Origin of the sequence: Cohaesibacter gelatinilyticus (genome assembly GCF_900215605.1) — a bacterium.
Lineage (GTDB): Bacteria > Pseudomonadota > Alphaproteobacteria > Rhizobiales > Cohaesibacteraceae > Cohaesibacter > Cohaesibacter gelatinilyticus.
Window position 1 is genome coordinate 1,608,693 of the sequence record NZ_OBEL01000001.1, and the last position, 12,983, is coordinate 1,621,675.

A 12,983-nucleotide genomic window follows, 5' to 3' on the forward strand; every position below is an offset into this window, starting at 1 on the left:
AACGGTCATTAGCTGACAAAACACTCTTTTCCATTGGACAAAAATGCGCTTCGAGCAGTTGCATTTATCCGATCCCCATTGCCTTCGCGCATCAAATCAGGCACAAGCAAATCATTATGCTGCATATCAACAATCTAACCTATCGCATCGCTGGCCGCACCTTGCTGGAAGATGCCACGCTCGTCGTTCCCGAAGGCTCCAAATTTGGACTGGTTGGCCGCAATGGCACCGGCAAAACGACCCTGTTCAAGCTTCTGGTAGGTGACATTGCCCCGGAAAGTGGCTCTGCCTCCATCCGCAAAGGCGCACGCGTCGGTCAGGTGGCTCAGGAGGCCCCAGCCTCGGACGAAAGTCTTTTGGAATTCGTGCTGAAAGCCGATGCTGAGCGCAGCTCACTGTTGGCAGAGGCCGAAACAGCGTCCGACCCGAACCGGATCGCAGAAATTCAGCTTCGCCTTGCTGATATCGGTGCTCATTCAGCAGAAAGCCGCGCCGCAACCATTCTTCATGGCCTTGGTTTTGATGCAGCAGCACAGGCCCGTCCCACCAAGGATTTCTCAGGTGGTTGGCGCATGCGCGTGGCTCTGGCGGCCATTCTCTTTTCCGAGCCAGATCTGCTGCTTCTAGATGAACCAACCAACTATCTCGATCTGGAAGGCACGTTATGGTTGGAGAGCTATATCGGGCGTTATCCGCATACTGTGATGATCATCAGCCATGATAGAGACCTGCTCAATAAAGCCGTCGATCACATTGCTCATTTGGATCAGCTGAAACTGACTTCCTATCGTGGCGGCTATGACAATTTCGAACGCACCCGGCGAGAAAAGCTGGAACTACAGCAAAAGATGCGTGCCAAACAATTGGATCAGCGCAAGCATCTGGAAAGCTTCATCACCCGCTTCAAGGCCAAGGCGACCAAAGCCAAACAAGCCCAGAGCCGCATCAAGGCACTGGAACGGATGAAGCCAATCGCTGCCGTTGTGGAAGATCATATCAAGCCGATCACCTTCCCAAATCCTGAGAAGCGCGCAGCTCCACCCATCATTCGACTGGAAAAAGCGTCTGTTAGTTATGAACCAGACAAGCCGATCCTCAGAAATCTTGATTTGCGCATTGATCCTGATGATCGCTTGGCCCTGTTGGGTGCCAACGGCAACGGTAAATCCACCTTTGCCAAGCTGATCTCGGACCGACTAAAAATTGATGATGGCATCATCAATCGGGCCAACAAGCTCAAGATCGCTTTCTTCGCCCAACATCAGCTGGATGAGCTCCGCCCGAATGAAAACCCGGTGGAGCATGTGCGTCCGTTGATGCCGGATGTTCCGGAAGCGAAGGTCCGCGCACGCGTTGCCCAAATGGGTCTTGGCACCGAGAAGATGGACATCCCGGCCAAGAGCCTGTCTGGTGGTGAAAAAGCCCGACTTCTTCTGGGTCTTGCCACCTTTGAAGGGCCGCATCTCCTGATCCTCGATGAGCCGACAAACCATCTGGATATCGACAGCCGCGAAGCCTTGGTCCATGCCATCAATGATTATGAAGGCGCGGTACTGCTCATCTCCCATGATCGGCACCTGATCGAGGCCTGTGTCGATCGTCTGTGGCTTGTGCATGATGGCACCTGCAAAAGCTATGATGGCGATCTGGAAGATTATCGCCGCCTGTTGCTTGCCAGCCGTAATAGCCCGGATAGCACCGCCAAGGAAAAAGCAGCCAACGGTGAAGCCAATCTGGCGGCGGAGAAACGTCGCTCCTCTGCCGAAAAGCGCAAGGAACAGGCCCCACTGCGTCGCAAAATCCAGGCAGCCGAGCGCGATATGGATAAGATCCGCGAGCGTTTGGCCAAGATGGACGAGAAGCTGGCCGATCCCGATCTTTATGCCAAGTTTCCCGAAAAAGGCGTCAAGCTTTCCAAAGACCGCAGCGATCTGGCCGATCTGCTCGACAAGATCGAGGAGAAATGGCTTGAAATGTCAGAGGAACTCGAAGCTTAGCCTAAAACCCATGAATTGAGCGGAGAAACCATGTCCCAGTCCATGTCCCTGATCGCCATTGTGGTGCGAGACTATGACGAAGCGATTGAATTCTATACTCAAAAGCTTGGCTTTGAGCTGATTGATGACACCTATCAGCCGGAGCAGGACAAAAGATGGGTGGTGGTCCGGCCAAAGGGTGACAGTCCGACGTCTCTACTTCTTGCCCGGGCCAGCAATGACCATCAGGCAAAATATGTCGGTGATCAGGCCGGTGGTCGGGTCTTCCTCTTTCTGGAAACAGATGACTTCTGGCGAGACTACGAGCTTTACAAAAGCCGTGACATCACCTTCATCCGTCCACCTCTGGAAGCTGACTATGGAACTGTCGCCGTTTTTGAAGATCTCTATGGCAACCTTTGGGATCTGGTAGAATATTCCAAACCAAAGTGAAGCATCACTTTTTGAACTCGGGACCGACAACTTCAATCTTGTTGGTCCAGATATAGCCACCAATCTGCGCAGGTACTGCTTCGATAGTGGCCAGATCATCCAATCCACGACTGCCTGTGTTGCTACTGCTGTAATCACCTAACAGAATAAGCTCGCTTCCAGCTTCCTTCATACGCTGATGGAACAGCCCCGGCCAGCCCCACATCCAGCGGGCATAATTGCTAGGAACCGCCAAAATCCGATTATGACAAATATCCGGAATATGGCCACTCCATCCCAATGCTGCATAAGATTTCAAGCAAGCTTTCACACTTTGTTTGGTATATCCCTTCATATCAGAATGTGCATCCAAAACAGTCGCGGTTGGCTTGGCTCCACCATAAACCGCCCAGATCTGTTTCTTATAATTCGGGTTTGACGTCAGGAATTGCGCAAAGGCTTTACCCTCATCCGCATCATTGCTTTTGAAATTGATCAGAAACTTTTTGTCAGGAAAGGCCGCAAATACTTCTACCAACTCAGGCATGGCACCGACATATTTGCCACGAAGTGGAAATGTCTTGCCATCATCCGCGCTATAACCATAGCCAATATCGAGAGTTTTCAGGAATTTCATTGTGGCATCACGCACTGGCCCCTGCCCGTCGCTACGACAATCCAGCGTCCAGTCGTGATAGACAGCCCATTTGTCATCGATGGTCAGATGAATATCCAACTCAACGATATCAGCCCCAGCCTCAAACGCCGCCTTCATGGACGGCAATGTATTCTCAATCAGCTCGTGACTGGGCTGATCAATCAGCCGAGCAGTGCAGGTTTCATTGGTGATACCTTTCGTGGGAAAGGTTTGGTGCACCCCGCGATGAGCGATCAGTCGCTTCTGTGCTTCTGGAAAGCTTGAGCGCATGAGTGGACTATTAAAGGCCCATACACCAATCACCACAATAGTCAAAGCAACCAAAACTCTCTTGAAAATGACCATCGACCCAACACCTTCTGCCGCCAAAAGAAAAGCGCAGAAAGCTGCACTCTTTAAAAAACCAGCGGAAAATACGTAGTTTCCCGTCAAAAGGCAACAAGTTCACGAAGATCACGATAACAAGAGGTTTCTTAACCCAGCTTCTCCCAGCCACCACCGCCGGTTTGCTTCCAATAACTGACAGAAAAATCCTTTTCTTTCAGCTCTTTCCAACAAGATCGAGATGCTTGTTTTGTCACCTCGTCCTGATCATCAAACATCAAGATGGCCCGCTCCAGCCCCTCCAATAGGGAAAGATCGGTATTGGGCAATGCACCATCGACAAAGAAACGGACCTGGGCTCCATTGGCGGCGGGTAAAGGGTGTGAAGACATCAAAATCGGTTGTTTATCCTCGTGATCCTGCCCGGCGAGACCATGAGCCAAAAAACTGTCATCCCGAAAGGTCCAAAGCTGTGCATCCAGTCCCTTGAGGCGCTCAGGAGTTCCAACCTGTACAAAAGACTTCCAACCACGCTCCAGACATTTTTCCAATAGTCTGGGCAAAGCCATTTCCAATGGCTGACGCTGCAAATGATAAAAGAAGATTTCGGCTGGCACTTTTTTTGCCTCACAATGATTGAGATCCCAGCATAGAAAGCAAGGAACAATAAGGCAAAAGAAAAGGCTGGTACTGGCCAGCCTTTTCTATAAATCAACAGAGCAAGAATATCTTACCCTTCATAATTATCTGCAACCATACGGTCCAGCAGGCGAACACCATAGCCAGATGCCCAGCTCTGGCTAATCTCTGTCTTTGGAGAACCCATGGCAGTACCAGCAACATCAATATGCACCCAATCAGTTTCCCCAACAAAGCGCTTCAGAAATTGTGCTGCGGTGATGGAACCAGCCCAGCGACCACCGGTATTCTTCATATCGGCAAACTGAGAATCGATCATCTTGTCATAGTCTTTGGACAGCGGCAGACGCCATACAGTCTCACCTGTCACCTCACCAGCGGCAGACAATTGCGCGCACATCTCATCGCTATTGGAGAAGATACCAGCATTGTGATTGCCCAGTGCCACCAGAACTGCGCCGGTCAACGTCGCCAAGTCAATCATGAATTTTGGCTCATAGGTCTCTTTGATATAGGTAAGAACATCAGCAAGCACCAAACGACCTTCTGCATCTGTATTGATCACTTCGATGGTTTGACCAGATTTGGAGGTCACAATATCACCGGGGCGTTGCGCATTGCCATCTGGCATATTTTCAACCAGACCAATGGCACCGATCACATTGACCTTGGCTTTACGTGCAACAAGTGCATGCATCAGACCGGTCACAGCTGCGGCACCGCCCATGTCACCTTTCATCTCTTCCATGCCACCAGCTGGCTTGATGGATATACCACCGGTATCAAAAACGACGCCCTTACCGATGAAAGCAATCGGGACTTCGCCTTCCTTGCCGCCATTCCATTTGATGACAGCTACGCGTGGACCACGAACAGACCCTTGCGCCACACCCAGCAGCGCCCACATATTTTCTTTTTCAAGTGCGTCCTGCTCAAGGATTTCAACCTCGGCACCGAGTGCTTCCAAGGCCTTGGCTTTGGCTGCAAACTCTTCCGGGCCAAGAATGTTGGCTGGCTCATTGACCAGATCACGCGCCAGCAAGGTGCCATCAGACACTGCATCATCGCGCTCCCAAAGCTTGCCAGCTTCCTCATGGTCTGCGACTTGAACAGTCACATTCGGCGTTGGCTTTTCTTCCTTCGGCTCACCTTTGTTGGTTTTGTATCGATCAAAGTCATAACTGCGCAACTTCATACCCATTGCAAAAAGCGAGGCACAGGACGCATTCACATCCCCAGACGCCAGTTGCAAGATCATTGATGATTTCTCGATGCCTTTGACTGCAGCCATTGCAGCACCGCCAAGGCGGAGCCATTCTGTCTCACCAAGAGTATCCTCACCAACACCAAGCAGCAGAATCCTATCAAGCCCCACGCCCCCCGGAGCAAGAATGGTTTGGGTAGAGAACAACTCACCCTTGAAATCCGCAGCCTTGACAGCGCGTATGATTGCACCCTGGGACGCTTCATCCAGTTCTTTCCCCAATGTTCCAAGGGCCAGATCTTTGCCAACCAGAACAAGCGCATTGCCCGATTTTGGTGCAGTCACAGGGTGAAATTTGATGACTGGTTGCTGTGCCATACGTAAATGTCTTTCATCTCGTTGAAATGGCCGCCTCCCAATTCATCCCTTGTGAGAAAGAGACAGCCAGAACATATGGCTATGCGTCGGGTGCGACAATGATAAGAAAACAGGCCTTGAATGTGGAACCTTTAGCCCCCAACTTCAAGAGCGCATTAGCGGATTCCGGGAATGAGCCGACCTCTGTTCCCTCTTTTACACAATGCTCTTGTTCACACAGGAAAAGCTTGTCAGCCCATACCAACTTCGTGACCGAATGCATCAGGCCTTGAATTCGCCAAAGAACTGCCGTAAGCCACGATAAACAGGTGAATAAAACCACTTGGATCATAGTCGGATATGATTTCTTCAGCCAAAATTTTGCCAGAGCTCAAGTTGGCCAGAAAGACCAAATAGAGCAAGCGGGAAAACGGACCAGGATAGATGAACCTGATTGAACGCTATATTTTCCTACGAGCATTCGCTGCGTTCATGATGACAGTCGTCGTACTGTGCGGTATCGTCTGGCTCACTCAGGCCCTGCGCGATCTGGATCTGGTAACGTCAAAAGGGCAAACCATCCTGATTTTCCTGTCCATGACATCGCTCGTTCTACCGACACTTGTCATGGTCATTGCTCCTTTCGCCATTCTCATCGCTGTCGCACATACACTCAATCGTTTGAACGCAGACAGTGAACTGGTGGTCATCAATGCCACCGGCGCCCGCCCATGGACTGTGGCCAAGCCTCTGATTATCCTCGGAATAATTGCGACTGTCCTTGGGGGATCCATTAGCCTCTATCTCAGTCCCAAAGCTTTGGGATCCTTGCGTTTGTTCATAACACAAGTGCGCGCCGATCTCGTTGCAAATGTCGTCAAGGAAGGCCTTTTCACTGAAATTGAAGAGGGCATGACATTCCACATTCAAAAGCGTGAAGCCAATGGCATCATGCGTGGCCTGTTTCTCTCCGATGAGAGAGATCCCAAGAAGCATGTCGTTTACTCTTCTGAATTTGCACAAATCATAGAAAATGAAAAAGGCACTTTCCTGCGCATGACGCGTGGGATCATTCAGCAACGCCATCCTGCAGATCTTGCAAAATCTGCTGAAAGCAACAAATCAACCAATCAACCGCAGGACACTCAAATAGATGCTCTAATTGCCGAAGATTTTGGCTCGGTCAATATCGTTGAATTTGATTCTTATATTGTCGATTTGTCCAAATTCACCGGCGTGGATGAGAACAAATCGCAATTTTTCAAACCTAGAGAGCGTCCAACTGCATTTTTCTTCAACCCCGACCCCAACGACCCCTACTTTTCGCAGAAATCAGGTCATGTGCGATCAGAGCTACATGATCGTTTCTCCAATCCGCTCTATAATATGGCCTTTGTCACCATCATCATGGCCTTCCTGATGCAGGTTCGTACAACCCGTGAGAGGCGCAGCGATGCAATTATTATCGCTGTTGCTTGCGCAGCAGGCCTACGCTTGCTCGGTTTCGCCGCCACCTCTCTGGCAATATCGACGCCTTTTGCAGTGCCTCTCATGTATGCTTTGCCAATTCTGGGAATTGGTGCCGGACTATGGATAAGCCTTACCGGTCGCCGCGTCGAAGCAGTAGACAATCTTATCCAGCTTATGGAATATATGACTGAAAAAGTGCGTAAGAAGTTGAAGAAATTTCAGACCCAGCCATCAGAGCAAACGGGATAGATTTCACGAATGCTGACCACAATTATATCCCGTTATATTGCAAAGCGCCTTCTGCTTACGATCTTCACAATTTTCATGGGCGTGTTCATGTTGGTTTTGCTCGTCGATTTTGTCGAGTTGTTGCGCCGGGCTGGCAGTAAAACCGATTACGATACATTTGAACTATTCCAAGTCTCGATTTTCCGGGTACCGGAGCTAATGGAGCGCATCCTTCCATTTGCAACCTTGTTTGGGTCCATGATCGCGTTTCTGAATCTGTCTCGAAAGCTGGAGCTGGTCATAATCAGAGCTTCCGGTATGTCTGCTTGGCAGTTTTTGACCCCTGCATTACTCGTAGCTGTTGGTCTGGGCATACTTTCCTTCACCACATATAATCCTGGATCAGCTCTTCTTAAAAATCGATCTCAGGAACTTGAAGCCAAGATCTTTGGCGTCAATTTCTCCAATGCTGGCCAAACCAATAGCCAGGACTGGGTGCGCCAGAATGGCAAGGATGGTGGTTCCATTCTCCGTGCACATACCAGCTTTGATCAAGGCCGCAAGATAGGTGGTGTGACCGTCTTCTCCTATAATGACGATGGAGATTTTCTGGAACGCGTCGATGCCAAATACGGCGAATTACATTCAGGTTATTGGCTATTAACAGATGCCATGGTCAGTTCATCCGACGCTGCCCCCAGACGATATGATACCTATATCATATCCACCCACATGACACCGGAAGAGGCAAATGAAGCCATCGCAAAACCGGAAGCTGTTCAATTCTGGGATCTGCCCGCCATTATTGGACAGGCAGCCTTATCTGGGCTGCCTGCACATAAATATCGTTTACGATATCAAATGCTAATGGCCCAGCCACTGCTCTTGGCGGCCATGACTTTGATCGCGGCAACGGTGACCTTGCGTTTTTTCCGCTTTGGAAGTGTGGGAAAGTTAATTCTTGGTGGCGTTACGGCTGGCTTCGTGCTTTATGTTGTGATTGAAATTGCAAAAGATTTGGGCAGTACAGGACTGGTTAACCCAATTCTGGCAGCATGGCTTCCAGCAATTGTAGCATCCGCGATGGGATTTACAGTTTTATTGTATCAGGAGGACGGATAAGTATGTGGCGTACCGTCCACGACGCTGACAACCGAGTGAACCTTGAACGCTCTGGTCAAATGGCCGGATTGCGTGCAATTTTGCTCGCCTCTGCAGCAATAGTGCTCCCACTCTCTGTATCCATGGTTCTTTCGACACCACTTCATGCTCAATCATTGACAGATTCGGTGAAGTTCCAAGCAGACCCAGATGCCCGCATGCTGGTCGAAGCTGATCAGATGGTCTATGACTATGATCGGGAGCGTGTCTCTGCTGTTGGCAATGTTCAGATCTATTATGGTCAATATGCCTTGCAGGCTGACAAGGTAACCTATGATCAAGCGTCCGCCCGCCTCATCGCTGAGGGCAGCGTCCAGATCACGGAACCTGACGGCAATGTTGTTACAGCAAATCACGTTGACATTACCGATGACTTTCGCACGGGTTTTGTTCGCTCTCTTCGGGTAAAAACACCCGAAAATGCCCGTTTTGCAGCTGAACGCGCAGAACGCAAAGACGATGACATCACTGTCTTTGATAAAGGTGTTTACACAACCTGTGAGCCATGTCGCGATAATCCAAACAAATCGCCTGTCTGGCAGATCAAGGCGTCGCGCATCATCTATAATTCCAAGGACAAGATGGTCTATTATAAGGCCGCAAAACTGGAATTTCTGGGCATTCCCCTTCTCTACACTCCATATTTTGCACACCCTGATCCATCCCGGAAACGCAAATCCGGTATTTTGACACCATCAGCAGGTTTCGACAGCAAACTGGGTTATCACGCAACCGTACCTTACTTCTGGGCGCTGAGCGACAGCTATGATGTGACATTCTCGCCAACCTACTACACCAAGCAAGGTCTTTTGGCAGAAACGACATGGCGGCAGCATTTGGGAACGGGCATCTATTCGGTGAAATTTTCTGGCATCAACCAGCAAGATCCGAGTGCGTTTGCCGGTACAAGTGGAGACCAGCGACTACGTGGTGCGGTCCAAACCGAAGGCTCATTTAACCTCAATAAGCAGTGGAAATTCGGCTGGGATGTTTCTGTCATTTCAGACAAACGTTTCTTGCGTGATTATGGCCTGATTGATCGCGGCAAGGAAGATACGCTGTCGACCGTTTATCTAACCGGTCAAGGCGAGCGCAATCACTTTGATGCCCGCGCCAATTACTACAACATCATGACCGATAGTTTGAGCCAGTCTGAACAAGCTATCGCTCATCCCGTGATTGATTATAGCGCCTACGCAAAGAACCCCATTCTTGGTGGAGAAGGTCGTCTCAAGATCAATTCCACAAGCTTGACCAGGGATGATGAAACCTCGGCCACCGTCGGAAACATCAAACGCACCTATGGTCTTGCTGGCTCCTACAATAGAACAAGTGCGGAAGTTAGCTGGAAAAAGAAAATTGTAGCAGTCGGTGGTCAGGTCATTACACCTTTCACATCACTGCGTGGTGACTTCTATTGGATGCCCAGCAAGTCCGGAGCTCCCGCTGCCTTGGTGGATGATTCCGTTGCTGTTCGTGGTATGCCGACAGTCGGAATCGATTACCGTCTGCCTATCCTTGTTCAGACAGCCAATACATCACATATCATTGAGCCGATCGCACAGGTTATCGTTCGACCCAATGAGGCAAAAATTGGCGAATTGCCTAATGACGACAGTCAAAGCCTGATTTTTGACGATTCAATCCTGTTCGACCCAAACAAGTTCTCAGGTTATGATCGTCTTGAAGGTGGAACTCGTGCAAATATTGGCTTCCAATATCGAATGCAGCTGGCAAATGGATGGTCTGTCAATGCTCTGGCGGGACAGTCTATCCAAATTGCAGGCACCAATTCCTTCTCCAAACAGGACCTGACCAGCACTGGTCTGGCTTCTGGTCTGGACGCCAAGAAATCGGATTATGTTGCCAGAGTTGGATTAAATTCCGGCAAAGGTATTCAGGGCATTGCACGAGGACGCTTTGATTCCAAATCGGGCAAGCTGAAATATGCAGCAACAGAAGCCAGCGGAACATATGGTCGATATTCCGGATCGTTGGGATACAGCTATACTGACAAGCGACCATCTGCAGGGATCAATGAAATCCGTCAGGAAATCACTGCTTCCGCAGCTGTCAAGCTCCATAAATTCTGGTCATTGTCTGGTGCTGCACGCTATGACATCGCCAATAAAGGTCTGGTAAGCAGCAACATCGGCCTGCAATATGATGATGAGTGTTTTGCTGTCAGCTTGAAGTATGAGCATTCTCGCGACATTTACTCTGATATTGATGCAGCTCAGTCCATCAAGTTCCAATTCAATCTCAAATCCATTGGCGGAGCGGATTTCAAGAGGGATTTGAATTAATCATTGGCTCGTTGATCCAAGTCTAGCCGCATTCTGCCCTAATAGTCAGAGACGAACCTGGCGAGGAGTATTCCTCGCCCCGCTTCGGGAAAATTAATATGACCTACTTAGTCTTTAACCGTCTGGCATTTCTGGCAAGTCTGACTATTCTTTTGTCTCTGTCACAATTCACTATCGTTAACAAGGCCAATGCCAGTCGCATTGTGGCAGTTGTCGACGGTGCGGTTGTTACCGATTACGATATCTCCCAAAGACAGAAACTTGACCGCCTGCTTTCCGGTGGGAAAAAACGACTTGGCCGTACGGCAACTTTGAATGCCTTGGTTGACGACAAGCTAAAACTCTTTGAGGCTCGCCGGGTTGGTGTTCTGGCAAAGGACAACGAAATCGAACGTGCCATGCGCAACATGGCTTCAAATGTGCGCATGAAGAAATCACAGATGATTTCGGTTCTGCGACGCTCAGGTATCGTAGAAGAGAGCCTTAAATCATGGCTGAAAACCCAGATTTCCTGGAACGCACTGATCCGAGCCCGCTTCAACGCTCAGGTGCGCATTGAAGAAGCCGATATTGCCCGTGCAATCGTCAAACAGAAGAAAGACAGCAAAGACATCAAATCAGCGGTCAGCTATACCCTGACCCAAATTACTTTTGTTGTACCCAAGAAAGCATCATCACAGCAGGCCAAACGTCGTCTGAATGATGCCAGTCGTTTCCGTGCATCTTTCAAATCCTGCGACAAGGATCTTAAAGTCGCTCGTCGACTACAAGATGTTGCCATTTCCCGCTTGGGACGCCGTATTTCAACCGACCTTCCTGAGTCGATTGCAAAAACCCTTGCAAACACGCCTGTCAATGGTGTGACCAAACCTCAGCGAGGCCAGAATGGTTACGAACTATACGCGGTCTGCGGTAAAAAAGAGATGGGTAAGAATGTCGCCTTGCGCAATGCTGCAGAAGGTGAGTTGAAAAGCAAAAAAGGCGAAGCACTGTCACGCACCTACCTTCGCGAGCTAAGAGCCAAGGGTGTGGTGGAATACCGATAGCCCGCCAATGATATTCAGATCGGCACAAAGATGATCTGCCCTGCAAACCAAACGAACGAGTCAAATCATTGAGATAGCTCAAACTTTCCGTGCTATGCTTATGATTTCAAGCAAGCTTGGTAAGCTCTCATTTCCATCTTCTGGTCAGGTATTCGCATGCACGCTCCGTCCTCCCTCGCCCCCCTTGCTCTTTCCATGGGAGAGCCTGCCGGAATTGGTCCTGAACTGGCTCTAAAAGCTTGGCTTGCCCGGGAATCTGCCAGCCTGTTACCTTTTGCTGTTCTCGGTTGCCCCGATCTGCTGAGATCCCGTGCTCAGGCTCTTGCTCTATCAATACCAATCGAAGTTTCGAATTTTGAAGAAGCCAGTGATCTTTTTCATCAAGCTCTACCCGTCATTCCACTCAAGGCATCCATCAGGGACGAACCAGGAAAGCTGGACCCAGCCAATGCAGCAGCAGTTATTGAAGCCATAGACACAGGCACGCGTGCCGTTTGGCAAGGTAAGGCATCAGCACTGGTGACGTGCCCCATTCAAAAAAGCAATTTATATGCCGCAGGCTTCAAGCATCCTGGCCATACGGAATTTCTTGGCGCTCTGGCACAGGAATTGAGTGGAAAAAAGGCTGAACCTGTGATGTTGTTAGCTGGACCAGATCTAAGAACAATCCCGCTCACAGTTCATATTCCACTCAATGAGGTCAGCAACCAGCTCACAGGCGAACGCCTGAAAACCGTTGCTCGCATTACACATCAGGACTTCCAGACACGGTTTGGAATCGAAAACCCACGCATAGTCGTCGCTGGAGTAAACCCTCATGCCGGCGAGTCTGGCACCATAGGTAAGGAAGATGATGACATTCTGGCTCCTGCGATCAAGGAACTGCAAGCAGAAGGTTTGAACATCAAAGGTCCATTGCCAGGCGACACACTTTTTCATGCCCGCGCCCGGCAAAGTTATGACGTTGCCTTGGCCAGCTATCATGATCAAGCTCTGATCCCGGTCAAAACTCTGGCATTTGATGAAACAGTCAATGTCACACTGGGCCTTCCCTTCATTCGCACGTCCCCAGATCATGGCACTGCACTGGATATCGCAGGACAAGGTCTGGCTAATCCTCAAAGCCTGATTTGTGCCATTGCCTTGGCAGGCGAATTGAGCCAAAAAGCAAAACAATCATAG

At 49.7% G+C, this 12,983-nt stretch carries 10 protein-coding genes; 7 read left to right on the forward strand and 3 right to left on the reverse strand.

What is annotated here, in order from left to right; translation table 11 throughout:
* The first annotated feature begins 116 nt into the window (after positions 1-116).
* Positions 117-1,997, forward strand: a complete 1,881-nt coding sequence (locus CRO57_RS07130) for an ATP-binding cassette domain-containing protein (protein ID WP_097152600.1) — start codon at positions 117-119, stop codon at positions 1,995-1,997.
* Positions 1,998-2,027: 30 nt separating this feature from the next.
* Entirely contained in the window at positions 2,028-2,429 is a 402-nt protein-coding gene (locus tag CRO57_RS07135; protein WP_097152601.1) for a VOC family protein, read from the forward strand.
* 4 nt (positions 2,430-2,433) lie between these two features.
* Here the strand turns inward: CRO57_RS07135 and CRO57_RS07140 are convergent, their stop codons facing one another.
* The 3 genes from CRO57_RS07140 to CRO57_RS07150 form a co-directional block, all read right to left on the reverse strand.
* Positions 2,434-3,411: a glycerophosphodiester phosphodiesterase family protein gene (locus CRO57_RS07140; protein WP_097152602.1), complete on the reverse strand. Its 978-nt coding sequence runs from the start codon at positions 3,409-3,411 to the stop codon at positions 2,434-2,436.
* Between the two features lie 128 nt (positions 3,412-3,539).
* Positions 3,540-4,007 (reverse strand): DNA polymerase III subunit chi, encoded by a 468-nt coding sequence (locus tag CRO57_RS07145; protein WP_097152603.1) that lies wholly within the window; start codon positions 4,005-4,007, stop codon positions 3,540-3,542.
* Positions 4,008-4,120: 113 nt separating this feature from the next.
* Positions 4,121-5,611 carry a leucyl aminopeptidase gene (locus CRO57_RS07150; RefSeq protein WP_097152604.1) on the reverse strand — a complete coding sequence of 497 codons (1,491 nt, stop codon included), beginning with the start codon at positions 5,609-5,611 and terminating at the stop codon, positions 4,121-4,123.
* Between the two features lie 423 nt (positions 5,612-6,034).
* Here CRO57_RS07150 and CRO57_RS07155 point away from each other — a divergent pair, with 423 nt between their 5' ends.
* The 5 genes from CRO57_RS07155 to pdxA all read left to right on the forward strand — a co-directional run bounded on the left by CRO57_RS07155 (position 6,035) and on the right by pdxA (position 12,983).
* Complete coding sequence (locus CRO57_RS07155; protein ID WP_097152605.1) at positions 6,035-7,309, forward strand: LptF/LptG family permease; 1,275 nt, start codon at positions 6,035-6,037, stop codon at positions 7,307-7,309.
* Positions 7,310-7,318: 9 nt separating this feature from the next.
* Positions 7,319-8,410 (forward strand): LPS export ABC transporter permease LptG, encoded by a 1,092-nt coding sequence (gene lptG / locus CRO57_RS07160; RefSeq protein ID WP_097152606.1) that lies wholly within the window; start codon positions 7,319-7,321, stop codon positions 8,408-8,410.
* A 2-nt stretch (positions 8,411-8,412) separates the two neighbouring features.
* Positions 8,413-10,755, forward strand: a complete 2,343-nt coding sequence (locus CRO57_RS07165; RefSeq protein ID WP_170955983.1) for an LPS-assembly protein LptD — start codon at positions 8,413-8,415, stop codon at positions 10,753-10,755.
* Between the two features lie 98 nt (positions 10,756-10,853).
* On the forward strand, positions 10,854-11,801 hold the full coding sequence (locus CRO57_RS07170; RefSeq protein ID WP_097152608.1) for a SurA N-terminal domain-containing protein: 948 nt from the start codon (positions 10,854-10,856) through the stop codon (positions 11,799-11,801).
* Positions 11,802-11,957: 156 nt separating this feature from the next.
* Positions 11,958-12,983, forward strand: a complete 1,026-nt coding sequence (pdxA, locus tag CRO57_RS07175; protein ID WP_097152609.1) for a 4-hydroxythreonine-4-phosphate dehydrogenase PdxA — start codon at positions 11,958-11,960, stop codon at positions 12,981-12,983.

Bases quoted from the DNA above. Each gene is read 5' to 3' on its own strand.
- CRO57_RS07130 (WP_097152600.1), top strand. From the start codon at position 117: ATGCTGCATATCAACAATCTAACCTATCGCATCGCTGGCCGCACCTTG.
- CRO57_RS07135 (WP_097152601.1), top strand. From the start codon at position 2,028: ATGTCCCAGTCCATGTCCCTGATCGCCATTGTGGTGCGAGACTATGAC.
- CRO57_RS07140 (WP_097152602.1), bottom strand. From the start codon at position 3,411: ATGGTCATTTTCAAGAGAGTTTTGGTTGCTTTGACTATTGTGGTGATT.
- CRO57_RS07150 (WP_097152604.1), bottom strand. From the start codon at position 5,611: ATGGCACAGCAACCAGTCATCAAATTTCACCCTGTGACTGCACCAAAA.
- CRO57_RS07155 (WP_097152605.1), top strand. From the start codon at position 6,035: ATGAACCTGATTGAACGCTATATTTTCCTACGAGCATTCGCTGCGTTC.
- lptG (WP_097152606.1), top strand. From the start codon at position 7,319: ATGCTGACCACAATTATATCCCGTTATATTGCAAAGCGCCTTCTGCTT.
- CRO57_RS07165 (WP_170955983.1), top strand. From the start codon at position 8,413: ATGTGGCGTACCGTCCACGACGCTGACAACCGAGTGAACCTTGAACGC.
- CRO57_RS07170 (WP_097152608.1), top strand. From the start codon at position 10,854: ATGACCTACTTAGTCTTTAACCGTCTGGCATTTCTGGCAAGTCTGACT.
- pdxA (WP_097152609.1), top strand. From the start codon at position 11,958: ATGCACGCTCCGTCCTCCCTCGCCCCCCTTGCTCTTTCCATGGGAGAG.